The sequence below is a fragment of the Tabrizicola sp. YIM 78059 genome (assembly GCF_004959785.1).
GTDB classification, from domain to species: Bacteria; Pseudomonadota; Alphaproteobacteria; order Rhodobacterales; family Rhodobacteraceae; genus Tabrizicola; species Tabrizicola caldifontis.
The window spans coordinates 38,765-64,890 of sequence record NZ_SJZH01000013.1; the positions used below are offsets into that span (position 1 = coordinate 38,765).

General features: G+C 70.1%; 26 protein-coding genes, 1 pseudogene and 2 riboswitches. Of the genes and pseudogenes, 21 read left to right on the forward strand and 6 right to left on the reverse strand.

All coding sequences use genetic code 11. From position 1 onward, the window contains the following. The first annotated feature begins 73 nt into the window (after nt 1-73). Nucleotides 74-325, forward strand: a complete 252-nt coding sequence (locus tag EZM81_RS15005; protein WP_169052387.1) for a hypothetical protein — start codon at nt 74-76, stop codon at nt 323-325. A gap of 65 nt (nt 326-390) precedes the next feature. Here the strand turns inward: EZM81_RS15005 and gndA are convergent, their stop codons facing one another. Together gndA and EZM81_RS15015 are read right to left on the reverse strand one after the other, a co-directional pair. Next, nucleotides 391-1,791, reverse strand: a complete 1,401-nt coding sequence (gndA, locus tag EZM81_RS15010; protein WP_136646273.1) for an NADP-dependent phosphogluconate dehydrogenase — start codon at nt 1,789-1,791, stop codon at nt 391-393. Beyond that, on the reverse strand, nt 1,782-2,684 hold the full coding sequence (locus EZM81_RS15015) for an SMP-30/gluconolactonase/LRE family protein (RefSeq protein WP_135448367.1): 903 nt from the start codon (nt 2,682-2,684) through the stop codon (nt 1,782-1,784). Before EZM81_RS15015 ends, gndA begins: the two co-directional genes overlap by 10 nt. A gap of 83 nt (nt 2,685-2,767) precedes the next feature. Here EZM81_RS15015 and EZM81_RS15020 point away from each other — a divergent pair, with 83 nt between their 5' ends. The 3 genes from EZM81_RS15020 (at nt 2,768) to EZM81_RS15030 (ending at nt 5,525) form a co-directional block, all read left to right on the forward strand. After that, entirely contained in the window at nt 2,768-3,523 is a 756-nt protein-coding gene (locus EZM81_RS15020) for an SDR family oxidoreductase (RefSeq protein ID WP_136646274.1), read from the forward strand. Then, the gene (locus tag EZM81_RS15025; protein ID WP_248298237.1) at nt 3,520-4,005 is read left to right on the forward strand and encodes a gluconokinase; all 486 of its coding nucleotides are present in this window, start codon (nt 3,520-3,522) and stop codon (nt 4,003-4,005) included. Before EZM81_RS15020 ends, EZM81_RS15025 begins: the two co-directional genes overlap by 4 nt. An 83-nt stretch (nt 4,006-4,088) precedes the next feature. Then, nucleotides 4,089-5,525: a cobyric acid synthase gene (locus tag EZM81_RS15030; protein WP_136646275.1), complete on the forward strand. Its 1,437-nt coding sequence runs from the start codon at nt 4,089-4,091 to the stop codon at nt 5,523-5,525. A 339-nt stretch (nt 5,526-5,864) separates the two neighbouring features. Here EZM81_RS15030 and cobO read toward each other — a convergent pair whose 3' ends face one another. Continuing rightward, on the reverse strand, nt 5,865-6,497 hold the full coding sequence (cobO, locus tag EZM81_RS15035; protein WP_136646276.1) for a cob(I)yrinic acid a,c-diamide adenosyltransferase: 633 nt from the start codon (nt 6,495-6,497) through the stop codon (nt 5,865-5,867). Between the two features lie 36 nt (nt 6,498-6,533). Beyond that, a riboswitch (cobalamin riboswitch) is annotated at nt 6,534-6,732 on the forward strand. A gap of 90 nt (nt 6,733-6,822) precedes the next feature. Between cobO and EZM81_RS15040 the strand changes: the two genes are divergently transcribed. From EZM81_RS15040 to cobJ, 8 genes and pseudogenes are all read left to right on the forward strand, one after another. After that, a complete protein-coding gene (locus tag EZM81_RS15040; RefSeq protein ID WP_136646277.1) occupies nt 6,823-7,188 on the forward strand; it encodes a DUF1636 domain-containing protein in 366 nt (121 codons plus the stop codon). Then, on the forward strand, nt 7,185-8,219 hold the full coding sequence (gene cobW / locus EZM81_RS15045) for a cobalamin biosynthesis protein CobW (RefSeq protein WP_135448356.1): 1,035 nt from the start codon (nt 7,185-7,187) through the stop codon (nt 8,217-8,219). The genes EZM81_RS15040 and cobW overlap by 4 nt, the downstream gene beginning before the upstream one ends. A gap of 106 nt (nt 8,220-8,325) precedes the next feature. Beyond that, nucleotides 8,326-8,911, forward strand: a pseudogene (cobN, locus tag EZM81_RS15050) (cobaltochelatase subunit CobN); the annotation flags it as partial. Nucleotides 8,912-9,037: 126 nt separating this feature from the next. After that, nucleotides 9,038-11,713, forward strand: a complete 2,676-nt coding sequence (gene cobN, locus EZM81_RS15055; protein WP_136646278.1) for a cobaltochelatase subunit CobN — start codon at nt 9,038-9,040, stop codon at nt 11,711-11,713. A 142-nt stretch (nt 11,714-11,855) separates the two neighbouring features. Next, a complete protein-coding gene (locus EZM81_RS15060; RefSeq protein WP_136646279.1) occupies nt 11,856-13,142 on the forward strand; it encodes a precorrin-3B synthase in 1,287 nt (428 codons plus the stop codon). Then, entirely contained in the window at nt 13,126-13,755 is a 630-nt protein-coding gene (locus tag EZM81_RS15065; protein ID WP_135448351.1) for a precorrin-8X methylmutase, read from the forward strand. The genes EZM81_RS15060 and EZM81_RS15065 overlap by 17 nt, the downstream gene beginning before the upstream one ends. 202 nt (nt 13,756-13,957) lie before the next feature. Then, nucleotides 13,958-14,689, forward strand: a complete 732-nt coding sequence (locus EZM81_RS15070) for a precorrin-2 C(20)-methyltransferase (protein WP_135448348.1) — start codon at nt 13,958-13,960, stop codon at nt 14,687-14,689. Next, a complete protein-coding gene (gene cobJ, locus EZM81_RS15075) occupies nt 14,686-15,420 on the forward strand; it encodes a precorrin-3B C(17)-methyltransferase (protein WP_136646280.1) in 735 nt (244 codons plus the stop codon). The genes EZM81_RS15070 and cobJ overlap by 4 nt, the downstream gene beginning before the upstream one ends. Nucleotides 15,421-15,497: 77 nt before the next feature. On the opposite strand, the gene EZM81_RS15080 is transcribed toward cobJ, so the two are convergent. Then, the gene (locus EZM81_RS15080) at nt 15,498-16,250 is read right to left on the reverse strand and encodes a cobalt-precorrin-6A reductase (RefSeq protein WP_136646281.1); all 753 of its coding nucleotides are present in this window, start codon (nt 16,248-16,250) and stop codon (nt 15,498-15,500) included. Here EZM81_RS15080 and cbiE point away from each other — a divergent pair. The 8 genes from cbiE to EZM81_RS15120 all read left to right on the forward strand — a co-directional run bounded on the left by cbiE (nt 16,249) and on the right by EZM81_RS15120 (nt 23,457). Continuing rightward, entirely contained in the window at nt 16,249-17,418 is a 1,170-nt protein-coding gene (cbiE, locus tag EZM81_RS15085) for a precorrin-6y C5,15-methyltransferase (decarboxylating) subunit CbiE (RefSeq protein ID WP_136646282.1), read from the forward strand. The genes EZM81_RS15080 and cbiE overlap by 2 nt on opposite strands. Continuing rightward, on the forward strand, nt 17,415-17,774 hold the full coding sequence (locus EZM81_RS15090; protein WP_136646312.1) for a cobalamin biosynthesis protein: 360 nt from the start codon (nt 17,415-17,417) through the stop codon (nt 17,772-17,774). Before cbiE ends, EZM81_RS15090 begins: the two co-directional genes overlap by 4 nt. A gap of 145 nt (nt 17,775-17,919) precedes the next feature. Then, nucleotides 17,920-18,702, forward strand: a complete 783-nt coding sequence (gene cobM, locus EZM81_RS15095; RefSeq protein WP_135448340.1) for a precorrin-4 C(11)-methyltransferase — start codon at nt 17,920-17,922, stop codon at nt 18,700-18,702. Further along, nucleotides 18,699-20,018, forward strand: a complete 1,320-nt coding sequence (locus tag EZM81_RS15100; RefSeq protein ID WP_211195424.1) for a cobyrinate a,c-diamide synthase — start codon at nt 18,699-18,701, stop codon at nt 20,016-20,018. Before cobM ends, EZM81_RS15100 begins: the two co-directional genes overlap by 4 nt. Next, nucleotides 20,015-20,743 (forward strand): uroporphyrinogen-III C-methyltransferase, encoded by a 729-nt coding sequence (gene cobA / locus EZM81_RS15105; RefSeq protein WP_136646283.1) that lies wholly within the window; start codon nt 20,015-20,017, stop codon nt 20,741-20,743. Before EZM81_RS15100 ends, cobA begins: the two co-directional genes overlap by 4 nt. Before the next feature lie 44 nt (nt 20,744-20,787). Beyond that, nucleotides 20,788-21,010, forward strand: a riboswitch (cobalamin riboswitch). A gap of 32 nt (nt 21,011-21,042) precedes the next feature. Then, complete coding sequence (locus EZM81_RS15110) at nt 21,043-21,717, forward strand: energy-coupling factor ABC transporter permease (RefSeq protein ID WP_136646284.1); 675 nt, start codon at nt 21,043-21,045, stop codon at nt 21,715-21,717. Nucleotides 21,718-21,770: 53 nt separating this feature from the next. Further along, a complete protein-coding gene (cobF, locus tag EZM81_RS15115) occupies nt 21,771-22,514 on the forward strand; it encodes a precorrin-6A synthase (deacetylating) (RefSeq protein WP_136646285.1) in 744 nt (247 codons plus the stop codon). Beyond that, nucleotides 22,507-23,457: a phosphotransferase enzyme family protein gene (locus EZM81_RS15120; RefSeq protein ID WP_136646286.1), complete on the forward strand. Its 951-nt coding sequence runs from the start codon at nt 22,507-22,509 to the stop codon at nt 23,455-23,457. Before cobF ends, EZM81_RS15120 begins: the two co-directional genes overlap by 8 nt. Nucleotides 23,458-23,464: 7 nt before the next feature. On the opposite strand, the gene EZM81_RS15125 is transcribed toward EZM81_RS15120, so the two are convergent. Beyond that, complete coding sequence (locus tag EZM81_RS15125; RefSeq protein ID WP_256371632.1) at nt 23,465-24,340, reverse strand: DMT family transporter; 876 nt, start codon at nt 24,338-24,340, stop codon at nt 23,465-23,467. Between the two features lie 109 nt (nt 24,341-24,449). Then, a complete protein-coding gene (locus EZM81_RS15130) occupies nt 24,450-25,334 on the reverse strand; it encodes a LysR family transcriptional regulator (RefSeq protein WP_135448330.1) in 885 nt (294 codons plus the stop codon). Nucleotides 25,335-25,472: 138 nt separating this feature from the next. Here EZM81_RS15130 and EZM81_RS15135 point away from each other — a divergent pair, with 138 nt between their 5' ends. Further along, the gene (locus tag EZM81_RS15135; RefSeq protein WP_135448328.1) at nt 25,473-25,970 is read left to right on the forward strand and encodes a hypothetical protein; all 498 of its coding nucleotides are present in this window, start codon (nt 25,473-25,475) and stop codon (nt 25,968-25,970) included. Nucleotides 25,971-26,126 lie beyond the last annotated feature (156 nt).

The following is a 26,126-nucleotide window of genomic DNA, read 5'->3' on the forward strand; positions in this document are numbered from 1 at the left end:
GCCCGGATGGCAGTGGAAATTCCGGCGTCTGGTGCGACTTCCGGACAGCTGGATCGCCATTCAGCGCATCCTGATGAACGACGGCACCCCCGCCGCCATCGGTGCCGCCACGCGACGCTTGCCCCTTGGTGCGGTGATCATGGGCGCCCCGGACGCCCCCCTTATCCAAGCGTCGCTTGCCGACCTCGCCTGCGGCGGGCGCCCGGTCGTGACCATCCTTCCCGATGTGCCGGGTGTGGCCCGCCTGGCCTGCGACGGCAGCGACCACCTGGCCCGAGGTCGTGCGGGCAAGCGCGGCGTGATGGGAGGACGAAGGCAGACCTGATACCAGCCCCGGCGATGGTGCCCTACGGGCCCGAGAACCTGCCCGGCATCCCGCCAGAACAGGGTTCAGCCTTCCGCCCAGGGGCCGTGCGGGCGGTCCAGGCCGTCGCGCCGCTGGAAGCCATGCAGACCGAAGTAATCTCGTTGGGCCTGGATCATGTCGGCGGTGCCGCGCGCCGTGCGCATCATGTCGAACCAGGCCAGACCTGCCGAAAGGGCAGGCAGGCCCTGGCCATGCAGCGCGCCGGCTGCAACGACACGGCGCAGGGCCGGCAGGCCGCGGCGCAGGGTGTTGGCGAAGAAGGGTGCCAGGATCAGGTTGCGACCGGGGTCTTCGGCCAGGGCTTCGGCCATGTCGTTCAGCATGGCCGAGCGGATGATGCAGCCAGCGCGCCAGACCCGGGCGATCGCCGGCATGTCCAGCGCCCAGCCGAAGCTTTCCGCCGCCGCCCGCATCATGGCAAAGCCCTGCGCATAACACAGGATCTTGCCGGCGATCAGTGCCTGTTCCAGATCCTCCAGCGGCACGACCGCCGGTTCGGGTGCGGGGCCGTAAAGCGCCTCGCCCACCGCCCGCTCGGCCCGGCGGGCCGAGACGTTGCGCGCCATGACGGCGGCCTCGATCACCGGGATCGGGGCGCCCAGATGCTGGGCCTCGATCGCGGTCCACCGCCCGGTGCCCTTCTGCCCCGCCGCGTCCACGATCATGTCCAGCATCGGCCCGCCCGTGACCGGATCGCGCGCCGCCGCGACCGCGGCCGAGATCTCGACCAGATAGGACCGCAGCACCCCTTCGTTCCAGCGGGCAAAGACCGGCGCGATTTCGGGCGCAGCCATTGCCAGGCCGTCGCGCATGATGCCGTAGACCTCGGCGATCATCTGCATGTCGGCATATTCTATGCCGTTGTGTACCATCTTGACGAAATGGCCCGCGCCCCCTTCGCCCATGTGATCGGCGCAGGGTGTGCCGTCCTCGGCCCTTGCAGCAATCGCCCGCAGCACCGGTGCCATTCGCGCCCAGTCCTCGGGCTTGCCCCCGGCCATGATCGCCGGCCCGTGGCGCGCGCCTGCCTCGCCGCCCGATACGCCGATGCCCATGAAGCGGAAGGGCCATCCCGCCGCGGCGCGGCGGTCGGTATCGTGGAAATTCGCATTGCCTGCGTCGATGACCAGATCCTGCGGACCCAGAAGCGGGGCCAGGGCGGAAAGCTGGGCATCGACGGTTTCTCCGGCGGGAACCATCAGGATGATTGCCCTTGGCGCGGCCATTGCGGCGACCAGATCGGCCAGGGTCTCGGCCGGCACGATCCGTTCTGCCAGCGCCCCCGCCGCAGAATGGAAGCGGCGCGTCACGCTGGCAGTGCGGTTCCAGACTGCGATCGGAAAGCCCTTTTCGGCGATGTTCAGCGCCAGGGCCGCACCCATGGTGCCAAGGCCGATCAGGCCGAGCTGCGGTTTCACGGCCATTGAACCCCCCTGCGGTTCAGCACGACCGAGTAGAGCCCGGTCGTCGCGGTGATGAACAGCCGATGCTTCGCCCGGCCCCCGAAGCAGAGGTTCGACACGGTCTCGGGCACGAGGATCCTGCCCATCAGATGCCCGTCCGGGTGGATGCAATGCACCCCGTCCCGGGCCGAGGACCAGAGGTTGCCATCCGAATCAACCCGGATGCCGTCGGCGCAGCCCGGCTCGATCTTGTGGAACACCCGCCCGCCCCGCGGTCGCCCCGACGACATGTCGAACACCAGGATGTGCTGCGGATCGCCGCTGAACGCACGACCGGTATCGGCGACGTAAAGCAGGCCTTCGTCCGGGCTGAACGCCAGCCCGTTCGGGCAGGCCATGTCGGTGATCACCGCCTCGATGCTGCCGTCGGGATCGACGCGATAGACCGAACAGGGCAGTTCCTGTTCGCCCCGGAAGCCTTCGTAATCGGTGATGATCCCGTAATGCGGGTCTGTGAACCAGATCGCCCCGTCGCGGGCCACGACCACATCGTTCGGGCTGTTCAGCGGCTTGCCCCGGTAGCTGTCGGCGATGACGGTGATGGAACCATCCCATTCGGTCCGCGTCACGCGCCGCAGCCCGTGCTCGCAGGAAATCAGACGCCCTTCGCGGTCGCGCGTATGGCCATTGGCGTAATTCGACGGCGCGCGGAAGGTGGTCAGGCCGCCCTCGCTCCAGCGCAGGATGCGGTTGTTCGGGATGTCAGAGAACAACAGACACTGGTGATCGCCGAACCAGACCGGACCTTCCGCCCAGTCGAAGCCCTCGGCCAGCTTCTTCAGGGGGGCGTTGAACAGCACATAGGACGAAAAGACCGGATCAACGGCCTGATACCAGCTTGGGCTTGCGGTCATGGGGCACCTCCGTTAGCGCTAGCTTCATCCTGACAGCGCCCCGGTCAAGCCGAAACCTGGCGCTGACCATGCCCGGAGGCACCATGTCCCATCCGCTGTTCGATCTGACTGGCTGCCGCGCCCTGGTAACCGGGGCATCGCAAGGGATCGGCTTTGCCCTGGCACAGGGTCTTGCCGAGGCCGGGGCGCAGGTTGTGATCAACGGACGCGATCCAGACCGCGCACGGGCTGCGGCCGCGCGCCTTCCGGGGGCCGAGGCTCTGGTCTTCGATGTGACCGACCATGCCGCCGTGCGCGCGGCGGTGGACGGATTCGAGGCCGCAGGAAAGCCCATTGACATTCTGGTAAACAACGCTGGCATCCAGCACCGCGCGCCGCTGGAGGATTTCCCGCCCGAGGCCTTTGAGCGGCTGATGCAGACGAACATCGCCTCTGTCTTTTATGTCGGACAAGCCGTCGCCAGGCACATGATCGCGCGCGGGCGGGGACGGATCATCAACATCGCATCCGTGCAGACCGCGCTGGCACGGCCAGGAATTGCACCCTACACCGCAACCAAGGGGGCCGTGGGCAACCTGACCAAGGGCATGGCGACCGACTGGGCGCGGCACGGCCTGACCTGCAATGCCATCGCCCCAGGCTATTTCGACACGCCGCTCAATGCCGCGCTGGTGGCCGACCCGGCGTTTTCCGACTGGCTGGTGAAGCGCACCCCTGCCGGACGCTGGGGCAGGGTGGAAGAGCTGAAGGGTGCCTGCATCTTCCTGGCGTCGGATGCGGCAAGCTTCGTCAACGGCCACATCCTTTATGTCGATGGCGGGATATCGGTGTCGCTGTGAGGCGAATCGTCATCATGGGTGTTTCGGGCTGCGGCAAGACCTCGGTCGGAAGGGCGTTGGCGGCCCGGTTGGGCATGCCCTACCGCGACGGGGATGACCTGCATCCCCAGCAAAACGTGGACAGGATGCGCGCCGGCATTCCGCTGACCGATGCCGACCGCTGGCCCTGGCTGGATCGGGTGACCGCGGTGCTGCGACATCAGGCACCGGTGATCGTGGGTTGCTCTGCCCTGAAACGGGCCTATCGCGACCGGATCCGCGCAGGGGCGGGCGGGCCGGTAACCTTTGTCCATCTGACGGGCGATCCCGACCTGATAGCCGCGCGAATGGCAGCCCGGACTGGCCATTACATGCCGCCCGCGCTGCTCGACAGCCAGTTCGCCGCGTTGGAGCCGCCCGGACCCGACGAGGCGATCACGCTGGACATCGCCGGCCCCGTCGAAGATCTGGTGGCGCAGGCGGCCGCACGCATCGCGCCTTGACCTTTCCGCAGCACGCGCCGAAGCATCGCCGGGTCATGGAGTGACCGAAAGTGCAGGACATCCGGAAGCGATCCGCGCGGATCATGATTCAGGGGGCAGGCTCGAACGTGGGCAAGTCGCTTCTTGTCGCCGGGCTGTGTCGCCATTTCACCCGCCAGGGCCTGACCGTGCGGCCCTTCAAGCCGCAGAACATGTCGAACAACGCCGCCGTTGCGGTTGGGGGCGAGATCGGCCGCGCCCAGGCCCTGCAGGCCCGCGCCTGCGGGGTCCGCCCCCATGTGGACATGAACCCGGTCCTCCTGAAGCCCGAATCGGAGACCGGCGCCCAGGTCATCGTGCAGGGTCGCCGCCTGACCACGGTCAAGGCGCGCGACTATGCCGCGCTGAAGCCGCAGCTGATGGCCCCGGTGCTGGACAGCTTCAACCGCCTGCAGGCCGAGGCTGACCTCGTGATCGTCGAAGGCGCTGGCAGCCCGGCCGAAGTCAACCTGCGCGCGGGCGACATCGCCAACATGGGCTTTGCCCGCGCCGCCGACGTGCCGGTGGTGCTGGCCGGCGACATCGACCGCGGTGGCGTCATCGCCCAGCTTGTGGGCACCCAGGCCGTGCTCGACCCCGCCGATGCCGCGATGATCCGGGGCTTTCTGATCAACAAGTTCCGTGGCGACCCGCGGCTCTTCGACGACGGCTACCGCCTGATCGAGACCCGCACCGGCTGGCCCGGCCTGGGTGTCGTGCCCTGGTTCCCGGATGCCCACCGCCTGCCCGCCGAGGACGCCGCGGATCTGGGCGGAACACGGGGAAGCGGCGACTTTCTCATCGCCGTCCCGCATCTCAACCGCATTGCCAATTTCGACGACCTCGACCCGCTGGCGCAGGAGCCCGGCGTCACCCTGCGGATCGTCAGTCCCGGCCAGCCCCTTCCGGTCGAGGCCGACCTGATCATCCTGCCCGGATCGAAGGCCACCATCGCCGACCTGACCCATTTCCGTTCTCAAGGCTGGGACATCGACCTTGCCGCCGCCCTGCGCCGGGGGGCACGGGTGCTGGGTCTTTGCGGCGGCTATCAGATGCTGGGGCGCGAAATCGCCGACCCCGAGGGCATCGAGGGCAAACCGGCGTGCGTTGCGGGCCTGGGACTTCTGGATGTGACGACCACCATGACCCCAGACAAGCGCGTCACGGAAACCGCTGCGGTCCACCCCGCTTCGGGCACCGAGGTGCGGGGCTATGAAATCCACCTGGGCTGTACCGAGGGGCCCGACCGTGCCCGGCCCATGTTCACTGTGCAGGGCCAACCTGAAGGTGCCATGCGCGCCGACGGCAGGGTAATGGGCAGTTACCTGCACGGGATGTTCAGCGCCGACGCCTTCCGTCGCGCATTTCTTGCCAGCCTCGGCGCGGTGCCAGGGGGGGGCAGCTATGACCAGAACCTCGCAGAGACGCTTGATGCGCTCGCAGACCACCTTGCGGCGCATCTGGATTGTGCGGCCCTGCTGCGGCTGGCCGGCTCGCGCTAGCCCGGCGCATTGCCTGCGATCGACAGCGCAGGGGGGCCGTCTGCCCCCTCGGCGCTGCGCGCCTCACCCCCCGAGGATATTTGTGCAGAGAGGAAGACCTTGGCATTGATGGTCCGTTTATCCGAATCGGCAATTGCCTTTCCTGCGGTACAGGCGGGGACGCCGATGACCGTCAGAGGGGAAGACACCCCACCGGCAGGATAGCCTGGCAGTGGGGTTTCCGACCTGCCTTCTGCTTCCTGTCTGCACAACTATCGCCGGGGGTTCGGGGGCAGGTGGCCCCCGGTCCGCAACGCGGATGCCCGCGATCGGCATCCGTTCCCACAATGACGACCGCGGCTAGAACTCCACTCCCGGCTGGCCCTTGATGCCCGCCCGGAACGGATGCTTGACCAAGGTCATTTCCGTTACCAGGTCGGCGGCCTCGATCAGTTCGTCCGTCGCGTTGCGTCCGGTCAGGACCACATGGGTCAGCGGCGGCTTCTCCGTCCTCAGGAACTCCAGCACCTCGCCGATGTCCAGGTAATCATAGCGCAGCGCGATGTTTATCTCGTCCAGCAGGACCATGCGGATCTTCGGGTCGCGGATCAGCTCCTTCGCCTTGTCCCACCCTGCCCGGGCCGCCGCGATGTCCCGCGCCTTGTCCTGGGTTTCCCAGGTGAAGCCCTCACCCATCGCGTGGAACTGGCAGAGGTCGGAGAAATGCGTCGTCAGGAGCCGCCGTTCGCCCGTGTCCCAGGCGCCCTTGATGAACTGCACGACCGCGCAGGGCATCCCGTGCGCGATGCAGCGCAGGATCATCCCGAAGCCGCTGGATGACTTGCCCTTCCCCGCCCCGGTATGGACGATGATCAGCCCCTTTTCGCCTGCCTTTCCTGCCATCATCCGGTCGCGCGCGGCCTTCTTCTTGGCCATCTTCTGCGCGTGGCGGGCAAGCTCGTCAGCCGCGGGTGTCGCATCAGCTTCGGTCATGGTCGGTCGTGTCCTTGACATTGGGGGCCCATCTGCCACAGGTGGACGGGCGCTGGTTCCTGTCTATGACAGGCGAAGAGGGAATGCGACAGGTCGGAAGCGACCCAGGCAGCCGCCCCCGCGACCGTGACCGGAGAGGTTCCATGGCCACTGGCGATCAGCCGGGAAGGCGGGGACCGCTGGGGAAACCCTGTATCCGCAAGCCGGGAGACCTGCCAGCGCGGGAAGGTAACCGGCGGACGGGGTGTTCCGCGACCGGTGATTGGCGGTCCCAGGTTCGGGGTCGCCCCTCGCTGGCCCACCCCATTCGCCTGAAGGACGGGCAATGACGGGCGCGACCCTTTACGTCTGCACCACCTGCAAGGCCGGGGAACCGGTGCCCGAGGGCGCCCCCCGCCCCGGATCGCGGCTTCATGCCGCGCTTCTGGCTGCCGGTGCGCCCGAGGGCGTGCGCATCGTCGCGGTCGAATGTCTTTCGGCCTGCGACAACGGCTGTACCGTTTCGCTCAGCAAGCCCGGCGCCTGGTCCTACGTCTATGGCCGCCTGGCCCTTGACGATGTGCCTGCAATCCTGGAAGGCGCCCGCAGATATGCCGCCACCGCCGATGGAATCGTGCCCTGGCGCGACCGCCCAACCGTGTTTCGCAAGCAGAGCATCGCCCGCATCCCGCCTCTGGAGCCCAATCCATGACCGACCTTACCAAGATTCCCGTCACCGTGATCACCGGCTTCCTTGGCGCGGGGAAGACCACGCTGATCCGCCACCTGATGCAGAACCCGCAAGGCAGGCGGCTGGCGATCCTGGTGAACGAATTCGGCACCGTGGGCGTGGACGGGGACATCCTGAAATCCTGCGCGGATGAGATGTGCCCGGCGGAAAACATTGTCGAGCTTGCCAACGGCTGCATCTGCTGCACCGTCGCCGACGACTTCATCCCGACGATCGAGCAGCTGATGGCCCTGCCGCAGCGGCCCGACCACATCCTGATCGAGACCTCGGGCCTTGCCCTGCCCAAGCCCCTGCTGAAGGCCTTCGACTGGCCCGCGATCCGCAGCCGCATCACGGTGGACGGGGTCATCGCCCTTGCCGATGCCGAGGCGGTGGCCGCCGGGCGCTTTGCTCCTGATGTCGCGGCGGTCGAGGCCCAGCGCGCCGCCGATCCCAGCCTCGACCACGAAACGCCCTTGTCCGAAGTCTTCGAGGACCAGATCCTTTGTGCTGACCTGATCCTTTTGTCCAAGGCCGACCTGGCCGGAGAAGCGGGGCTTGCCGCGGCGAAAGAGGTGATCGCGGCGGAACTGAACCGCCCGGTACCGATGCTGCCGATGACCGAAGGCGTTATCGACCCGCGTGTTGTGCTGGGCCTGAACGCTGCGGCCGAAGACGACCTGGCCGCCCGCCCGTCGCATCATGATGGCGCCGACGATCACGAACACGAGGATTTCGACAGCGTGGTGATCGACCTGCCGGAGATCGCCGACCCCGAGGCCATGGCCGCCGCGATCCGCCGCCTGGCCGAGGAGCTGAACATCCTGCGCGTCAAGGGCCATGTCGCGGTGGCCGGCAAACCCTTGCGCCTTCTGGTGCAGGCCGTCGGCGCCCGCGTTCGCCTGCAATACGACCGCCCCTGGGGCGATGCGCCCCGCCGGTCGCAGCTGGTGGTGATCGCCGAGCATGACGACATTGACGAAGCCGCGATCCGCAGGGTTCTGGGGGCCTGACACTATGGATCGCCCTATCCCATGCCTCGGGCACCTGGCAGCTCCCTCCCCCTGCCGTGTGGGAGGCGCAGGGTGGGGGGGCTCGCCCCTATCGGAGGCCTGAGCGATGCATGTCGTCTTCCGCGAAAGCCACGGGCTGGAGGAAACCGAGACGCCCTTCGACCTTGGCCAGGAACCGGCCGATCTGGTGGTGCTGTCCTTCTCCGACAGCGACCTCGGCGCCTTCGCGGCGGGCTATGAACGCATGTCGCGCGCGGGCGACGCGCCTTCGGTGCGGCTGGCCAACCTTGTCGCGCTGAAACATCCCGTCTCGGTCGATACCTACGCCGAACGCACGCTGTCCGGCGCGAAGGCGGTGCTGGTGCGCCTGATCGGGGGCGAGGCCTACTGGTCCTATGGACTGGCTACGTTGCAGGATCTGGCCCGCCGCAACGGCATGGCGCTGGCGGTTCTGCCCGCCGACGGCCGCCTCGACCCGCGCCTGGACGAACTGTCCACCCTGCCCGTATCGACCCTGCGCCGGCTGCAGGCGCTCTGCGACGAGGGGGGCGCCGTCGCCGCCCATGCCGCGCTGGCTCAACTGGCGCTGGCCGCCGGCATCTACGCCGCCCCGGTGATGGGCGACAAGACCGTGCCGCAGATGGGGTTCTACGATCCCGAGCGCGGGGTCATTCCCGCGCCGGAGGCCCCCCACCCCCATCCCCTCCCCACAGAGGGGGAGGGGAGGCACCAGGCCGCCGACGCTCCTCCCCAGACGCCGCCACAGGACCATCGCGACACCGCCATCCGCGGCTTTCTCCCCCCCGCGTTCGGGCGGGATGGGGAGGGGGGGGGGGCCTGCCAAAGGCTCCGTCCTCGTCACCTTCTACCGCAGCTATCTGACCGCGGGTGACACCGGCCCGGTGGATGCGCTGATCCGGGCCTTCCGCGAGGCAGGCTTTGCCGCCCTCGGCGCCTTCGTCCCCAGCCTGAAGGCGCCCGGCGTGGCCGACTGGCTGTCGGCGCATCTGTCGCAATGCGCGCCTGTGGCGATCGTGAACGCCACGGCCTTTTCGGCCCGCGACGATGCGGGCCGCACGCCCTTCGACGCGGCATCCTGCCCGGTGTTCCAGGTTGCCCTGTCCACCGCCCGCCGCCGCGACTGGGCCGCATCCGAGCGGGGCCTGTCGCCCGCCGATCTGGCGATGCATGTGGTGCTGCCCGAAGTCGATGGCCGGCTGTTCGCCGGGATCGTCAGCCACAAGAGCCCGGGCAAGCGCCACCCGGCGCTTCAGTTCTCGCGCTTTGCCCACCGTGCCGATGCCGGCCGCATCAGTGCGGTGGTGGACCGGGTGACGCATTGGCACCGCCTGGCCGCCACCCCCGCTGCCGACCGGCAGCTGGCGATCATCCTGTCCACCTACCCCGGCCGGGCGCATCAGATGGCCCATGCGGTGGGCCTCGACGCGCTGGCCTCGACCGAGCGGGTGCTGGAAACACTGGCCGCGCATGGCTATGCCACCGCCCCCGGCGCCCCGCTGCCGCAGGCGCTGGGCGAGACGCTGTCCTGGCCGCTGGTCGATTACCTGGCGTCGCTGCAAAGCCTGCCCGAATCGCTGCGCGACGACCTGCATCGCGCCTGGGGCGACCCCGCCGCCGACCCCTTGGTCCGTGATGGCGCCTTCCACTTCGCTGCGACCCGCCGCGGTCACGTGCTTGTGGGCCTGCAACCCGAACGCGGCGAGGTCGCGACGCGGGACAGCGACTATCACGACCTCTCGCGCACGCCGCGCCACGGTTATGTCGCCTTCTATCTCTGGCTGCGGTCGGAGCGCCTGCATGCCCTGATCCATATGGGCGCGCATGGCACGCTGGAATGGCTGCCGGGCAAGTCCGTCGCGCTGTCCGACACGTGCTGGCCCGAGGCGCTGCTTGGACCCACCCCGGTCATCTACCCGTTCATCGTCAACGACCCCGGCGAGGCCGCGCAGGCGAAACGCCGGATCGGCGCCGTCACGCTGGGCCACCTGCCGCCGTCGCTGGCACAGTCCTGCCTGCCACCGGAACTGCATCGGCTGGAGCGGCTGCTGGATGAGTATTCCACCGCCGACGGGCTGGATCCCGCCCGGCGCAACCGTTTGATCTCGGCAATCCGCGATGAGGCTGCGGCCTCCGGTGTTGCGGCCGACCTCGGCCTGCCGGTCCACGCTACCCCGGCCGAGGCGATCACCCGAATCGACCGCTTCGTCTGCGACCTGAAGGAAAGCCAGTACGGTGCAGGCCTGCATGTCTTCGGCAAGGGAGAGGGCGAAATCGAAGGATTGCTCGCATCTCTCGACGGGCGTCGCGTGGCTCCTGGTCCGGCGGGCTCTCCCTGGCGTGGGCGACAGGATGTGCTGCCCACCGGGCGCAACCTGTTCAGTGTCGATCCCCGCGCCGTGCCCAGCCGCAACGCCCATGCCCAGGGCGTCAAGCTGGCCGAAGAACTGATCCGACGCCACCTGCAGGACCACGGCGACTATCCGCGCGGGCTGGTCGTCGACCTCTGGGGCAGCGCCACCATGCGCACGGCGGGCGAGGAATTCGCGATGGCCCTGCACCTCGCGGGCCTCGCGCCCAGATGGGACGACGGCTCGGCCAGGGTCTCGGGCTTCGAGGTGATTCCCCTGGCGCTGCTCGGCCGGCCGAGGATCGACGTGACCCTCCGCGTCTCCGGCCTCTTCCGCGACGTCTTCCCCGGCCTCGCGCAACTCTTCGAAGCCGGCGCCGAGGCCCTTTCCGGCCGCGACGAACCGCCGGAGGACAACCCCTACATCACCCGCACCGCGCGGGTCTTCGGCCCGAAGCCCGGCCTCTACGGCCTGGGCATGGGCACCGCCGCCGACACCTTCACCGACGAGGCCCGCGCCGCTGCGGGCGAAGCCTGGCTCACCGCGTCCTCCTGGGCCATCGGTCCCGACGGCCAGTCCCATGAGGCCCGCGCCGCGCTCGAAGCCCGCGTCCTCGCCGCCGACAGCTTCGTCCATGCCCAGGATCTGCCCGAAACCGATGTCCTGATCGCCGCCGACTACGCCGCGCACGAGGCCGGCTTCGCGGCCGCCGTGGCCAGGCTGGGCGGCGCGAAACCCACCCTCTACCACATCGACGCGACCCGTCCTGACACGCCGCAAGCCCGCACCCTCACCGAGGAAATCGCGCGGGTCGTGCGCGCCCGCGCCGCCAATCCGCACTGGGCGGAAGGCATGATGCACCACGGCTTCCGGGGCGGCGCTGAGATCGCCGCCACCCTCGACCACATGGCGGCCTTCGCGCATCTGGCCCAAGTCGTCCCCCCGCACCTCTTCGACCTCTACCACGACGCCACCCTGGGCCGCGACGAGGTCCGCGACTTCCTCCAGCGCGAGAACCCCGCGGCACTTGCCGCCATGGAGGACCTCTTCCGCCGCCTGCGCGATGCGGGTCTATGGCAGACGCGCCGCAACTCCATCGCTGCCCGGCTGGATGGTGCCGCATGACCCCGGCATTTCTTCCGTTCGCAAATATCCCCGCCGGAGGCCACCCGAGCCGGTTGCGCGCCCTTCGCGCGCAGAGGCGAGACAAAAGGCGCGCGCGGAACGCGCTCCTTTCAACAACTGCCCGAACCCGAGGGGCCGCCGCATGACCGCCTGGGAGATCAAGGGCTGGTGCCCCGGGGCCCTCCGCCCGATGCAATCCGGCGACGGCCTCGTCGTGCGCATCCGTCCGCCTATGGGCCGCCTGACCCCGGAGCAAGCCGCAGCCATAGCGACAGCGTCCGAAACCCACGGCAACGGCATCACCGACCTCTCTGCCCGCGCCAACCTGCAACTGCGCGGCGTGACCGAGGCCTCGCACCCGCACCTCATCGACGACCTCCGCGCCCAGGGCCTGATCGACCCCGACGTCGAGACCGAAACCCTCCGCAACCTCATCGTCACGCCCTTCCGGACCAGCCCCCCCTCCCCATACCTCCCTCCCCACGCGGGGGAGGGGAGCCATCCGGCCAGACAGGTCTGCGCAACGCCCGCCCCGGGGGCCTCCCTCCCCCCAGGGTGGAGGAGGGATGGGGAGGGGGGGCACCCGTCCGGATCAGAAGCCGACACCGACAGCCTTGCGACAACCCTGACGGCCGCCCTTGCCCGTATGCCGAAACTGCCCGGCAAGTTCGGTTTCGCGCTGGACACCGGCCCGCGCCCCGTCCTGACGGGTGCCTCCGCCGACATCCGCGTCGAGCGCAGCGCAGACGGCAGCCTGATCCTCCGCCCCGAAGGCCATCCCTTGGGCCAACCGGTCACCGACCTCGCCCGGGACGCGATCGAGATGGCCGAATGGTTCGTGCGGAAAGGCGGGATCACGGGCGGACGTGGCCGGATGTCCGCCCTCATCGCCAAGGGCTGCATCCCGCCCGACTGCACCATCGCCCCCGCCGAACCCGTGCCGACGCCCGGCCCGGGCCTCCACCCCGAAGGAACCCTTGTCGCTTTTGCCTTCGGCCAGATGCAGGCCGAAACCCTTCGCGCCCTCGCCGCCCTTGGCCACGAGATCCGCCCGACGCCCTGGCGCATGCTCCTGATCGCCGGCGCGACCGAACTTCCGGCCGTCCCCGGCCTCATCACCGACACCTCGGAACCGCTCTTGCGGATCACTGCCTGCACCGGCGCCCCGGCCTGCCCGCAGGCGCTGGGCGATACCCGCACCCTCGCCCGCCAGCTCGCCCCACATCTTGCGCCCGGCCAGACCCTGCACATCTCCGGCTGCGCCAAGGGTTGCGCCCATCCCGGCCCCGCGCCCCTGACCCTCACCGCCACCGGCCAGGGCTACGACCTGATCCGGAACGGCACCGCCCATGACACGCCCAGCCTGCGCAACCTTCCTGCGCAGGCGATCCCAGACCACCTGAAGGCCACCCATGCCCCACGTCTATGAAACCGATGGCGCCGCAATCTATCTTCAAAGCTTCGCCATGATCCGGGCCGAGGCCGACCTCGCCCGCTTCACACCCGAGGAAGAGGTGGTCGCCGTCCGCATGATCCACGCCGCCGGGATGGTTGAACTTGCCCCGCACATCCGCTTCACCCCCGGCATGGCCATCGCCGCCCGGGCCGCGCTTGAAGACGGCGCGCCGATCCTTTGCGACGCGCGCATGGTCAGCGAGGGCATCACCCGCGCCCGCCTTCCAAAGGACAACCCGGTGATCTGCACCCTGCACGACCCCAAGGTTCCCACGCTGGCGAAAGAGATGCAGAACACCCGCTCCGCCGCCGCCCTGGAACTGTGGCGACCGCATCTGGCCGGGGCGGTGGTCGCCATCGGCAATGCGCCCACCGCGCTGTTCCACCTTCTGAACATGCTGGAAGACCCCGCCTGCCCCCGCCCCGCCGCGATCATCGGCTGCCCCGTGGGCTTCGTCGGCGCCGCCGAGTCGAAGGATGCGCTGATGGCGGCCCCTCCGGCCCCCAGCCTCATCGTCAAGGGCCGCCTCGGTGGCAGCGCGATCACCGTGGCGGCCGTCAATGCCTTGGCATCGAGAAAGGAATGACCATGGCCGTCATGCCTGATCCATGCCGTGCCCCCCACCCCTCTCCCCTCCCCACGGGGGGGAGGGGAAATGCCCCGGGCAACCCGCGCGCACAAACCCGATCGTCCATGGCCCGGACTTCGCCGACTCCGCGCCTCCCCTCCCCCCTGTGGGGAGGGGATGGGGGTGGGGGGCTCAACCGCGCTCGGAAAGGGGGCCGCACATGGGCCGCGTGATCTGTGCGGGCCTCGGCCCCGGCGACCCGGAGCTGATGAGCCTCAAGGCCGCCCGCACCATCGGCGCGGCGAAACATGTCGCCTATTTCCGCAAGGAAGGCCGCGCCGGTCAGGCGCGCCGGATCGTCGAGGGGATGCTCCCCCCCGATGCCATCGAATACCCGATGGAATACCCCGTCACCACGGAACTTCCCTTCGACAGCCCCGGCTACATCGAGGCGCTGGCGCATTTCTACGACGACTGGGCGAACCGCCTCGCCGCGCTGGCAGAGACCGAGGATGTCGTCGTGCTCTGCGAGGGTGATCCGTTCTTCTACGGCAGCTTCATGCACCTCCATTCGCGCCTGCAGGGCCGGGTGCCGGTCGAGGTGATCCCCGGCATCACCGGCATGACCGGCTGCTGGACCGCCACCGACACGCCGATCACCTGGGGTGACGATGTGCTGACGGTCCTGATGGGCACGCTGCCCGAAGACGACCTCGTCCGCCACATGGAACAGGCCGATGCGCTGGTCATCATGAAGACCGGCCGCAACCTGCCCCGCGTCCGCCGCGCGCTGGAACGGGCGGGCCGGCTGCACGCCGCCTGGCTGGTGGAACGCGGCACCATGCCGAACCAGCGCGTCGCGCGGCTTGCCGAGGTCGATCCCGCCGACTGTCCCTATTTCGCTATCGTGATCGTCCACGGCCACGGCCGCCGCCCGGAGCTGCCGGAATGAGCGGCTGGCTGGCCATCGCGGGCCTCGGCCCCGGGGATGACAGGCTGGTGACGCCCGAAGTCTCGGCCGCCCTGGCCGAAGCGACGGATGTGGTCGGCTACATTCCCTACGTCGCCCGTGTCGCCCCGCGTGCGGGGCTGACGCTGCATCCCTCCGACAATCGCGTCGAACTTGACCGCGCCCGCGCCGCGCTGGCGATGGCCGCCGAAGGCCGCCGCGTCGTCGTCGTTTCCTCCGGCGATCCCGGCGTCTTCGCCATGGCCTCGGCCGTGTTCGAGGCGCTGGAGGGCCGGGCGGACTGGCAGGCGCTCGACATCCGCGTCCTGCCCGGGATCACCGCGATGCTGGCCGCCGCCGCCGCTGCCGGGGCCCCCCTGGGCCACGATTTCTGCTGCATCAACCTGTCCGACAACCTGAAACCCTGGGAGGTGATCGAGACCCGCCTCCGCCACGCCGCCCGCGCCGATTTCGCCATGGCCTTCTACAACCCCCGTTCGGCCAGCCGCCCGGAGGGGTTCGTGAAGGCTCTCGCCACCCTGCGCGAGGAATGCGGGCCGAACCGCCTCATCACCTTCGCCCGCGCCGTCTCCACCCCCGACCAGCGCCTGACCACCGTCACCCTGGGCGAAGCGACGCCCGAGATGGCCGACATGCGCACCGTGGTGATCCTCGGCAATTCCGCCACCCGCCGCGTCGGGCCGTGGGTCTATTCGCCGCGGAGCGCGAAATGACCCGCGAAATCCTCGTCGTGCCCTTCGGTTCCTACTCGGAGCCCACTCGCGAGGAGTGCCCGAAGGGCTCGACGAGCCTACCCCTGGAGACCCAGCCAGCCCATGACCTCGGCCACGGTCCGTGCCACCCGGCGATCCGGCACCGCTGGCCGGTCGATCAGGATGACCGGCAGGCCCAGGTCACGCGCCGCGATCAGCTTGGCCTCTGCCCCCGCGCCGCCCGCGTTCTTGGCGACGATCATCTCGATCCGGTGGTCCGCAAGCAACGCGCGGTCGCTCGCCACCGTGAAGGGCCCCCGCGCGATCACCGCCTGGGCCCGGGGCAGGGGCAGCGGTTCGGTCGGCGGGTCCACCAGCCGCAAGAGGTAATGGTGCTGCGGAGCCGCCGCGAAGGCGTCGAGGGTCTGGCGGCCGATGGCGAGGAACACCCGTCGCGGGGCCTGTCCGAGGGCCGCAACCGCCCCGGCGACATCGGGGACATGGGTCCAGCGGTCGCCCTCGCCAGCCTGCCAGGGCTCACGCTCCAGCGCGATCAGCGGGGTTTGCGTGGCCGCGCAGGCTTCCGCCGCGTTCCGGCTCATCCGCGCGGCGAAGGGATGGGTGGCGTCGATGAGATGCGTGATCCGCTCGGCCCGAAGATAGGCCGCCAGCCCCTCGGCCCCGCCGAAGCCGCCGATGCGGACGGGCAGGGGCTGCGCCACGGGGGCCTCGGTCCGTCCGGCGTAGGAATAGACCGCCTCCACCCCGGCCTCGGCGAGCGCGCGCGCCATGGCGGCGGCCTCGGTGGTGCCGCCGAGGAGAAGGACGCGCGGCGGAAGGAGGGGGGGCATGGCTGATCCCTGGCTGACGATCATCGGTCTGGGCGAGGATGGACCGGACAGCCTGTTGCCCGCAAGCCGTGCCGCCCTGGCGGCGGCCGAGGTCGTGTTCGGCGGCCCGCGGCATCTGGCGCTGGTCGGGGCGGGGGACAGGGGCCGCCCCTGGCCCGTGCCCTTCGACGTCGCCCCCGTGCTGGAGCATTGCGGGCGTCGGGTGGTCGTCCTCGCCTCGGGCGATCCGTTCTGGTTCGGCGCCGGTGGCAGCCTGATGGCGCATCTGTCGCCCGGCGAGTGGGTTTCGCATCCCGCGCCTTCCAGCTTCCAGCTGGCGGCGAACCGGCTGGGCTGGCGGCTGGAGGAGGTGCAGTGCCTTGGCCTGCATGCGGCGCCCTTCGACCGGCTGCGCCCGGTGCTGGGGCGGGGGGTGCGGGTGATCTGCACCCTGCGCGACGGGGCGGCGGTGGCGGAGCTGGCGGCCTGGCTGGCGGCGAACGGCCATCCGAACGCCCGGCTGACCGTGCTGGAACGGCTGGGCGGCCCGCTGGAACGGATCACGCAGGGGCTGCCGAAGGGCCCGGTCGGGGCCCCGGTCTCGGCGGCCATCGAGGCCACCGATCCCGGGCTGCCGCGGGCCGGCGGCCTGCCCGATGCGTTTTTTGCCCATGACGGCCAGATTACCAAGCGCCCGGTCCGCGCGCTGACGCTGTCCGCCCTGGCGCCGCGGGCCGGCGAGCTGCTCTGGGACATCGGGGCGGGGTCGGGGTCGGTCGGCATCGAATGGCTGCTGGCCGGGGGCGCGCGGGTCGAGGCGCTGGAGGCCGATCCGGCGCGGGCCGAACGCGCCCGGGGCAATGCCGCGGCCTTCGGCCTGTCGCACCGCCACCGGCTGACCGAGGCCCGTGCGCCCGAGGGGCTGGAACGCCTGCCGCCGCCCGATGCGGTCTTTGTCGGCGGCGGGGCGTCGGAGGCCTTGCTGGCGCGGCTGTGGGAGATGATGCCCGAAGGTGCCCGGCTGGTCCTGAACGCAGTGACGCTGGAGACCGAGGCGCTGGTGCTGGACTGGTCGGCGCGGGTGGGCGGCAGCCTGTTGCGGATCGAACTGTCCGAGCCCGCCGCCATCGGTCGCAAGCGCGGCTGGCGCGCGGCGCTGCCGATCCTGCAATGGAGCGTCGTGCGATGATCGTGGCGGGCTTCGGGTTCCGGTCGGGGGTGACGCTGGCCGCCCTGCGCGACGCGCTTTCCGGCGCTGGGGGGCCTGCGGGCGTGACGCATCTTGCGACAGTGGAGGGCAAGGCCGGGGGGCTGGCGGATCTGGGCCGGGAGCTGGGGCTGCCCGTGGTCGCCGTGCCGGAGGAGGCGCTGCTTGGCCTGGCGACGGTCACGCGGTCGCAGCGGGTGGCGGCACGGTTCGGGACGGGCTCGCTGGCCGAGGCGGCGGCGCTGGCGGCGGCAGGGCCGGGCGCGCGGCTGCGCGGGCCGCGGGCGGTGTCCGCAGACGGGATGGCGACGGCGGCGATCGCCGAGGGTGGGGCATGAGGCAGGGGGGCAGAATGGAGCACCTTGCGGCGCAAGCCCATGTCTCGCCTCTGCGCGGCCCGGGGGCCGCGCAACCGGCTCGGACCTGCCTCCGGCGGGAGTATTTGGGAAAAGGGCAAATGCCGGGACACGCGAGGGGTTTGAAATGACCGTCCATTTCATCGGGGCGGGGCCGGGGGCGGCGGATCTGCTGACGATCCGGGGGCGCGACCTGATCGCGGCCTCGCCCGTCTGTCTTTATGCCGGGTCGCTGGTGCCGGAAGGCGTGCTGGCGCATTGTCCGCCCGGCTGCCGGATCGTGAACACCGCGCCGATGAGCCTGGACGAGATCATGGCCGAGATCGCCGCGGCGCATGCGGCGGGTCTGGACGTGGCGCGGCTGCATTCGGGCGATCTGTCGGTCTGGTCGGCGATGGGCGAGCAGCTGCGGCGCTTGCGCGCGCTGGGCATCCCTTATGACGTGACGCCGGGGGTGCCGTCCTTTGCCGCCGCTGCCGCCGCGCTGGGGGCAGAGCTGACCCTGCCGGGGCTGGCGCAATCGGTGGTGCTGACCCGCACCTCGGGCCGGGCCTCGCCCATGCCCGAGGGCGAGAGTCTGGAGGCCTTCGCCCGCACGGGGGCGACGCTGGCGATCCATCTGTCGGTGCATGTGCTGGGCGACGTGGTGGCGCGGCTGATGCCCTTCTACGGGCCGGACTGTCCGGTGGCGGTGGTGTTCCGCGCCTCATGGCCCGAGGAGAGGGTGCTGCGGGCGACGCTGGCCACGCTAGATGCCTCGATCGGCAAGGGCGAGCGGACGGCGCTGATCCTGGTCGGGCGGGCGCTGGCGCAGGAGGGGTTCGCGGAAAGCCGGCTTTACGCGGGCGACTACGACCGGCGCTATCGCCCGGTGGGCACCGATCCGCGATTCCCGGAGACGGGGCGATGATTCCCGGCCTGATGGTCTCGGCCCCGGCCAGCGGCACGGGCAAGACCACGGTGATGCTGGGCCTTCTGGCCGCGCTGCGGGAGCGCGGGCTGGTGGTCCAGCCGTTCAAGAACGGGCCGGATTACATCGATCCGGCCTTTCACCGCGCGGCCTCGGGGCGGGAATCGGTGAACCTTGACAGCTGGGCCATGCCGGGGGCGATGCTGGACGGGCTGGTGGGGCTGGCCGAGGGCGCCGACCTGGTGCTGGCCGAGGGGTCGATGGGCCTTTACGACGGGGTGGCGGCGCCGGGGGCCTGCGGCAATGGCGCGGCGGCGGACCTGGCCCTGCGCATGGGTTGGCCGGTGGTGCTGGTGATCGACGCGAGCGGTCAGGCGCAGACGGCGGCGGCGGTGGCGCAGGGGCTGGCACGCTTCCGGCCGGGGCTGCGGCTGGCGGGGGTGATCCTGAACCGCGTCGCCTCGCCCCGACACGAGGCGCTGTTGCGCTCCGGGATGGAGGAGGCAGGCCTGCCGGTCCTGGGTGCCCTGCCCAAGCGCGGGGTGATCGCGATGCCGGAGCGGCATCTGGGCCTGGTGCAGGCCGAGGAGCTGCCCGCGCTGACCGACCTGCTGCGCGCGGTGGGCGATCTGGTGCGCGAGGCTGTGGACCTCGACGCCCTGATCGCCGCGGCCGACAGTGCCGTGCGTCCGGCCCCGCCCCTGCCGATCCCCCCGCCTGGCCAGCGCATCGCCCTGGCGCGGGATGCGGCCTTCAGCTTTGTCTATCCGCATCTTCTCGACGCCTGGCGCCGGGCGGGGGCCGAGGTGCTGCCCTTTTCACCGCTGGCCGATCAGGCCCCGGACCCTTCGGCCGATGTGTGCTGGCTGCCGGGCGGCTACCCGGAGCTGCACGGGGCCACGCTGGCCGGGGCCACGCGCTTTCGCGAGGAGCTGCGCGGCTTTGCCGACCGCAAGCCCGTGCATGGCGAATGCGGCGGCTACATGGCCATGGGCGAGGCGATCATCGACAAGGACGGCGCCCGCTGGCCGATGGCGGGGCTTCTGGGTCTGGTCACCAGTTTCGAGAAACGCCGGATGCATCTGGGCTATCGCCTCGCACGGCTGGCGCAGGGCATCCCCGGCCATGCACCGGGCAGCACCCTGCGCGGGCACGAGTTCCACTATTCCACCATCCTCGCCCAGCCCGATGCGCCGCTGGGCGAGGTGACCGACGCCACCGGCGCCCCGGTCGAGGAGACCGGGAGCACTCGACTCCAGCCCGGCGGCGGGCTATCGACCGGCACCTTCTTTCACCTGATCGCACCTGCCCAATGACCGGATTTGTCCATTTCGTCTCTGCCGGACCCGGCGACCCAGACCTGTTGACCGTCAAGGCGGTCAGGGCGCTCGAGGCAGCGGATGCGGTGCTGTTCGACGACCTGTCCTCGGGTCCGATCCTTGCGTTGGCCAAGCCGGGGGCGGATATGGTCGGTGTGGGCAAGCGGGCCGGGCGGGCCTCGCCCAAGCAGGACCACGTCAGCCGGCTTCTGGTGGACTATGCCCGGACCGGCGCCCGGGTGGTGCGGCTGAAATCGGGCGATTCGGGCATCTTCGGCCGGCTGGAGGAAGAGCTGGCCGCCGTCCGCGCCGCCGGCATCCCCTGCGAGATCATTCCGGGCGTCACCTCCGCTTCGGCGGCGGCGGCGGCGGCGGGGATCCCGCTGACCCGGCGCCAGCACGCCCAGCGCATCCAGTTCATCACCGCCGCCGATGTCACCGGGAACCTGCCGCCGGGGCTGAACCTGCCCGCGCTGGCCGATCCCGGCGCCACCACCGTGGTCTATATGGGCAAGCGCACCTTCCCCGCGCTCGCTGCGGCGCTGATCGCCCACGGCCTGCCGCCCGACACGCCCGCGCTTCTGGCCGAAGCCGTCAGCACCCCGGACCAGCGCCTGCACCGGACCACCGTCGCAGCCCTGGCCGAGGCCCTGGCCAGCGACCGCTCGCCCCTGCCCGGCCTGATCCTCTATGGCCGGCTGGCCGAAGGCGTCGCGGATTGATCGCGGCCGGTCGCCTTCTTCCTTGACCGAAACGCAGCAGAGGCGCAGACAGGAAGCTGCAAGGTGTCCCACAAGGCGCAAAGCGCCGGGACTGAAACGGGAATGAGGAGCGGGCCTACCCAACAGGGGGTCCGTGACATCAGCCGCCCCCGCGACTGTCAGCGGTGAGCGGGTTCCGAGTACGCCACTGCCCCCGAGGGGACGGGAAGGCAAGGAACCCGCCGCGATCCGCCAGCCAGGAGACCGGCCCTGCACGGAAGCAACAACCGCCGTCGGGTGTGACGGCAGGAGGGACAGACATGCATATCGAACCGGGCCTCGTCGATGGGGCCAAGATCGCGCTGGGCTACGCCACCGCCGCCGCTGCGGGCGGCACGGCGCTCTACCATGTGGCAAAGGCTACCCGCGAAAGCGGCATCGCCTCGGTCGCGCTGCGGTCGCTGGTGGCGACCGTTGGCGTCTTTACCTTCTTCGAGATCCTGCCGCATTTCCCGGTGGGCGTGTCGGAGGTCCACTTCATCCTCGGCTCGACCCTCTTCCTGATCCTCGGCGCGGGGCCGGCGGCGATCGGGCTGGCCATGGGCCTTCTGATCCAGGGCCTGTTCTTCGCGCCCTTCGACCTGCCGCAATACGGCATGAACCTGACCACGCTCCTCGTGCCGCTCTTCGCCCTGCACGAGATGGCCAGGCGCGTCATCGCCCCCGGCACCGCCTACGTCGATCTGGAATACCGGCAGGTCCTGGCGCTTTCGACCGTCTATCAGGGCGGCGTCGTGGCCTGGGTGGCCTTCTGGGCGATCTACGGCCAGGGCTTCGGGGCCGAGAACCTGGGCTCGATCCTGTCCTTCGGCGCGGCCTACATGCTGGTCGTGCTGATCGAGCCCATCGCCGACCTGGCCGTGCTGGCCACGGCCAAGGCGCTGCGGGGGCAGGGCTCGGCCCTGGTGACGCCGCGGCTCTATTCCGCCGCCTGACGCGATGCGGCGCGGCCTTGCAGAGGGCCGCGCCCACCCGTAAAGCCCGGGCCATGACCACGCTTTCCCTGATCGGCATCGGCACCGGCAATCCCGACCATGTGACCGGACAGGCCATCCGCGCGCTGAACGCGGCGGACCTGATCCTGATCCCGCGCAAGGGGCAGGCCAAGTCCGACCTGGCCGACCTGCGCCGCCAGATCCTGACGCAGGTTCTGACCCGCCCCGTTCCCGTCGCCGAATACGACGTGCCCCAGCGCGCCGATCAGGACGACTACCTCGGCGCCGTGAACGACTGGCACGACGCCATCGCCCGGGTCTGGGCCGAGTGCATCGCCGCCCATCCCGGCGCCCGCGATGTCGCGCTGATGGTCTGGGGCGACCCCTCGCTTTACGACAGCACGCTGCGCATCGCGGCCCGGCTTCCGGGCGTGACCGTCAGGGTCGTGCCCGGCATCACCTCGCTTCAGGCGCTGACGGCGGCGCATGCGATCCCGCTGAACACGCTGGCCGCCCCCGTCACCATCACCACCGGCCGCCAGCTGCGCGATCACGGCTGGCCCGAGGGCGCGACGACCCTGGCCGTGATGCTGGACAAGGGCGGCGCCTTCACCGCGATCGACCCCGAGGGTGTGACGATTTGGTGGGGCGCCTATGTCGGGATGCCCGAGGAATGCCTGATCCACGGCCCCCTTGCCGAGGTGGCCGAGAAGATCCTTGCCACCCGCGCCCGGCTGCGGGCCGAGCATGGCTGGATCATGGACATCTACCTTCTGCGCCGGGGCGGCGATGTCTGACCTGATCGCCCGCGCGCTGCCGCTTTACGGGCTGCCGCCCGACACGCCGCTGACCCTGCTGAACCGGTCCGAGAACGAGACCTGGGCCGCCGGCGATCTGGTCCTGCGGCTGCACCGCGCGGGCTATCACACGAAGGCCGAGATCGCCTCGGAACTCGCCTGGCTGGGCGCGCTGCAGGATCTGCCGGGGCTGAACGCCGTCCGCCCCGTTCCGGGCCGGCAGGGTCTCGTCAGCGAGATCGACGGCCGACTCCTCGTCGCCTTCGCCCGCCTGCCGGGGCAGGAGTTGCAGCCCGGCGACGACCTTTCGCGCTGGTTCGCGCCTCTGGGAGAGATCACCGCCCGCCTGCACCTCCACGCCCGCGCCTGGACCCCGCCGCCCGGCTTCACCCGCAAGCGGTGGGATGTGGAGACCATCCTCGGGCCCCGGCCGCATTGGGGCCACTGGCGGCAGGCGCAGGGGCTGGACGGCCCGGGCGAGGCGCTGCTCGCGCGCGCCACCGACGCCCTGGCCACGCGGCTGGCCGCCTATGGCACGGGGCCGGAGCGTTTCGGCCTGATCCATGCCGATCTGCGGCTGGCGAACCTGATGGTGTCGGGCGAGAGCCTGACCGCCATCGACTTCGACGACTGCGGCTTCGGCTGGTGGGCCTATGACCTGGCCGCCGCCCTTTCGTTCATCGAGACCGACCCGCGCTTGCCCGACCTGATCGCCCGCTGGCTGGAGGGCTATGCCCGCGTGAGCCCCCTGGGGCGCGAGGACCGGGCGATGATCCCCTCGCTGATCTTCCTGCGTCGGGTGCTCTTGACCGCCTGGCTGGCCACCCGTGCCGACAGCGACACCGCGCAAGGTTTCGGCGGGCCGGGTTACACGGCCGGAACATTGGAGCTGGCCGAAGGCTATCTGACCAACGGTCTGAGATGTTTCGTCGAAAAAGCCTAGATTTGCGCTATTCCTTCAGCAACAGCCCCAGGGCCAGTATGGTCAGCCCCACGCCCACCAGCACCAGACCGGGTGGCACGGCGCCGTGCAGCGCGACTTCCCACAGGATCACCCAACTGGGCACCAGGTAGGTATAGGCCATGACCTTGGCAGCCGGCAGCCGCAGGGTGGCGTATTGCAGTAGGACGAAGGTCAGCGCGCTGGCCGCAACCGCCACATAGGCCAGCGTCACCCAGACAATCCCCGGCAGGGCCGCCCAGTCGGTCGCCATAAGCGCGGGCCAGGCCCAAAGCGTCAGAACCGCCGTTCCCGCCACCATCATCCCGAAGGTGAAGACCACCGCAGGCTCGCCCCGGTTCAGCCTGCGCACCATCGGGGTGTATAGTGCATGGGCCACACAGCCCCAGAAATAGGTCACTTCGCCCGGGCCGATCCGCAACGCCATGAGAGCGGCCAGGTCGGCCCGGAAGATCACCCACAGGGCGCCTGCCGCACCGATTGTCAGCGCCAGCGCCATCCGCCCGGTCAGACGCTGGCGCAGCAGCAGCCAGCCGAACCCCGCTGCCATCACGGGTGTCAGCGTGAAGACCGCCGCAGCCGGAACCGGGTCGGCCGTCTTCAGGCCCTCGAACATCAGCACGAAATAGGCTGCAAGCAGCGCCCCCAGCACCAGATAGCGCCAAGGCGCGACCCAGGCACTGCGCGGCAGGCCCGTGGTTGTCAGCGCCGCGATACCGACCAGAAGACCCGCCAGCAGGAAGCGCAGTGCCGAAAGCGCGCCCGGATCGACGAAAGGTGCCGCCAGCGCGCCCAGCGAGAACGACCCCGCCACCAGCGCCGAGAAGGCCAGCATCGCCAGATGCCCGCGATGCGACTGGCTCAGGCGCACGATCCACCCGACCGGATCGAATCCGCCCCTGGCGCCTCCTCTCCCCCTCGGGGGGTGGGGATGGGGGTTGGGTGCTTCCGCAGAGGACCGGCTGCTTCCGGCATCAGCCGCAGAACTTCCACGACTTCGCTGCCTCTTTCAGGTGGGTGAGAAAGGCCTGCACCTTCAGCGTCCGGTGCAGATCGACATGGGTTACGATGCGCAGGGGGGTCTCCCATTCCGCCCGCGGGGGCAGGATTTCGATCAGATCCGCGTCGTTCGCCGCGCGATGCACCGCCATGAACCCGATGCCGGCCCCCTGCTTCACGGCATCTTCCAGCGCGGCGGGCTCGGTCGCGGCATAGACCACCTGCTCGGGCTGGACCATCGACCGCAGCCAGCGATGGAAGGGGGCCTTTGTCGTTTCGGCATCGGTGCAGACGAAGCGGTGGCCCTGAAAGCCGGCTTCGCTGCCAGGGTGGCCATGGCGGTCCACATAGGCCCGGGTGGCGTAAAGCGCCCAGCGGATCCGGGTCAGGGGCTGCACCACGTTGTCCGGCTCCTCTGGCCCCGTGCCGGCGCGGATCGCCACATGCGCCTCGCCATAGTCCAGCCGGAACACCCGCATGTCGGTCAGAAACCGCACTCGCACCTCGGGCCAGGCATCCTGAAAGCTGACCATGACCGGGGTCAGCAGGTCCGAAACCCCCGCGATCGAGGTCACCACCAGCTCTCCCGAGACCGTCTCGCCCTGACCCTTGATGCGGCTGGCAAGGTGGGCGAACTGTTCTTCGGTTGTCTGGGCCACCGCCAGCAGGTCGCGCCCCGCCTCGGTTGCCGTATAACCCCGCGCGTGGCGCTGGAACAGCTTGGCCCCCAGCCGCTTTTCCAGCGCGTCGATATGGCGGATCACCGTCGCATGATGCACGCCCAGCACCTCGGCCGCGCCCGAGACGGTGCCGAGGCGGGCCACCTGATAGGCCGTGCGGATCTCGTCCCAGTTTTCCATGCTGCGCCCTTTTCTCGCTGTGCAGGGATGCACAGAAAACGCCGGCCGCGCCGCCAATGCAAGGGGCTTGGCCGTATCGCTTGACGCAGTGGGCGACAGGTCCAACACTGGCCCGGTAGCCTTGCCGGACCAATTCCGATGCGCATCGCCGAGATCACGCCTGACCGCCTGACGCTCGACTCCCGCCCCTGGGCGCTGGGACTGATCCTGATCCTCGCCATCCTTTTCTTCCTTGGCGTGGCCCTGTTCACCCTGCGGGATGAGCCCTGGCTTGCATTCGGCATGACCCTTGGCGCGGCATTGATGGGGGTCATGTTCGTCATCTTCGTCCGCCGGGTGCTGGTGATCTTCGACCGCCCCACCGGTGTTGTGGTGATCCGTACCGCCACCCTGCTGGGCCGGGCCCACCGCAGCCTTCGTCTGGCCGACATCATGGCGGCCGGTGTCGAGACGACGCTCAGCCACTCCAGCACTGACGCGAGTTCGGGATCGACTGCCACTTACACCCACCGTCCCATCCTGAAGACCACGACTGGCGATGTGCCGCTGACCCAGATCCATTCCAGCGGCGACGGCGCTGCCCGCACGGCCGAGGCGATCAACCGCTGGCTGGCCGGAGCGGGCGGCACGGCTTGACTCGGGCGGGCGATGGGCGTATCCGCCCCCAATCCCCGGAGGCCAAGGCTTCCGGTCCCTAGGGCATGGCCCGGGATCGCCATCCGTCAGCGCGTTGCGCCCACGGGTGCCGTTCCGCTTTGCATCAGGGTTCCGCCGCCCCATATCGGGGCAGAC

Coding starts and splice junctions, on each gene's coding strand:
- EZM81_RS15005 (WP_169052387.1), top strand. CDS start 74: ATGAACGACGGCACCCCCGCCGCCATCGGTGCCGCCACGCGACGCTTG.
- gndA (WP_136646273.1), bottom strand. CDS start 1,791: ATGGCCGTGAAACCGCAGCTCGGCCTGATCGGCCTTGGCACCATGGGT.
- EZM81_RS15015 (WP_135448367.1), bottom strand. CDS start 2,684: ATGACCGCAAGCCCAAGCTGGTATCAGGCCGTTGATCCGGTCTTTTCG.
- EZM81_RS15020 (WP_136646274.1), top strand. CDS start 2,768: ATGTCCCATCCGCTGTTCGATCTGACTGGCTGCCGCGCCCTGGTAACC.
- EZM81_RS15030 (WP_136646275.1), top strand. CDS start 4,089: ATGATTCAGGGGGCAGGCTCGAACGTGGGCAAGTCGCTTCTTGTCGCC.
- cobO (WP_136646276.1), bottom strand. CDS start 6,497: ATGACCGAAGCTGATGCGACACCCGCGGCTGACGAGCTTGCCCGCCAC.
- EZM81_RS15040 (WP_136646277.1), top strand. CDS start 6,823: ATGACGGGCGCGACCCTTTACGTCTGCACCACCTGCAAGGCCGGGGAA.
- cobW (WP_135448356.1), top strand. CDS start 7,185: ATGACCGACCTTACCAAGATTCCCGTCACCGTGATCACCGGCTTCCTT.
- cobN (WP_136646278.1), top strand. CDS start 9,038: ATGGGGAGGGGGGGGGGGCCTGCCAAAGGCTCCGTCCTCGTCACCTTC.
- EZM81_RS15060 (WP_136646279.1), top strand. CDS start 11,856: ATGACCGCCTGGGAGATCAAGGGCTGGTGCCCCGGGGCCCTCCGCCCG.
- EZM81_RS15065 (WP_135448351.1), top strand. CDS start 13,126: ATGCCCCACGTCTATGAAACCGATGGCGCCGCAATCTATCTTCAAAGC.
- EZM81_RS15070 (WP_135448348.1), top strand. CDS start 13,958: ATGGGCCGCGTGATCTGTGCGGGCCTCGGCCCCGGCGACCCGGAGCTG.
- cobJ (WP_136646280.1), top strand. CDS start 14,686: ATGAGCGGCTGGCTGGCCATCGCGGGCCTCGGCCCCGGGGATGACAGG.
- cbiE (WP_136646282.1), top strand. CDS start 16,249: ATGGCTGATCCCTGGCTGACGATCATCGGTCTGGGCGAGGATGGACCG.
- EZM81_RS15080 (WP_136646281.1), bottom strand. CDS start 16,250: ATGCCCCCCCTCCTTCCGCCGCGCGTCCTTCTCCTCGGCGGCACCACC.
- EZM81_RS15090 (WP_136646312.1), top strand. CDS start 17,415: ATGATCGTGGCGGGCTTCGGGTTCCGGTCGGGGGTGACGCTGGCCGCC.
- cobM (WP_135448340.1), top strand. CDS start 17,920: ATGACCGTCCATTTCATCGGGGCGGGGCCGGGGGCGGCGGATCTGCTG.
- EZM81_RS15100 (WP_211195424.1), top strand. CDS start 18,699: ATGATTCCCGGCCTGATGGTCTCGGCCCCGGCCAGCGGCACGGGCAAG.
- cobA (WP_136646283.1), top strand. CDS start 20,015: ATGACCGGATTTGTCCATTTCGTCTCTGCCGGACCCGGCGACCCAGAC.
- EZM81_RS15110 (WP_136646284.1), top strand. CDS start 21,043: ATGCATATCGAACCGGGCCTCGTCGATGGGGCCAAGATCGCGCTGGGC.
- cobF (WP_136646285.1), top strand. CDS start 21,771: ATGACCACGCTTTCCCTGATCGGCATCGGCACCGGCAATCCCGACCAT.
- EZM81_RS15120 (WP_136646286.1), top strand. CDS start 22,507: ATGTCTGACCTGATCGCCCGCGCGCTGCCGCTTTACGGGCTGCCGCCC.
- EZM81_RS15130 (WP_135448330.1), bottom strand. CDS start 25,334: ATGGAAAACTGGGACGAGATCCGCACGGCCTATCAGGTGGCCCGCCTC.
- EZM81_RS15135 (WP_135448328.1), top strand. CDS start 25,473: ATGCGCATCGCCGAGATCACGCCTGACCGCCTGACGCTCGACTCCCGC.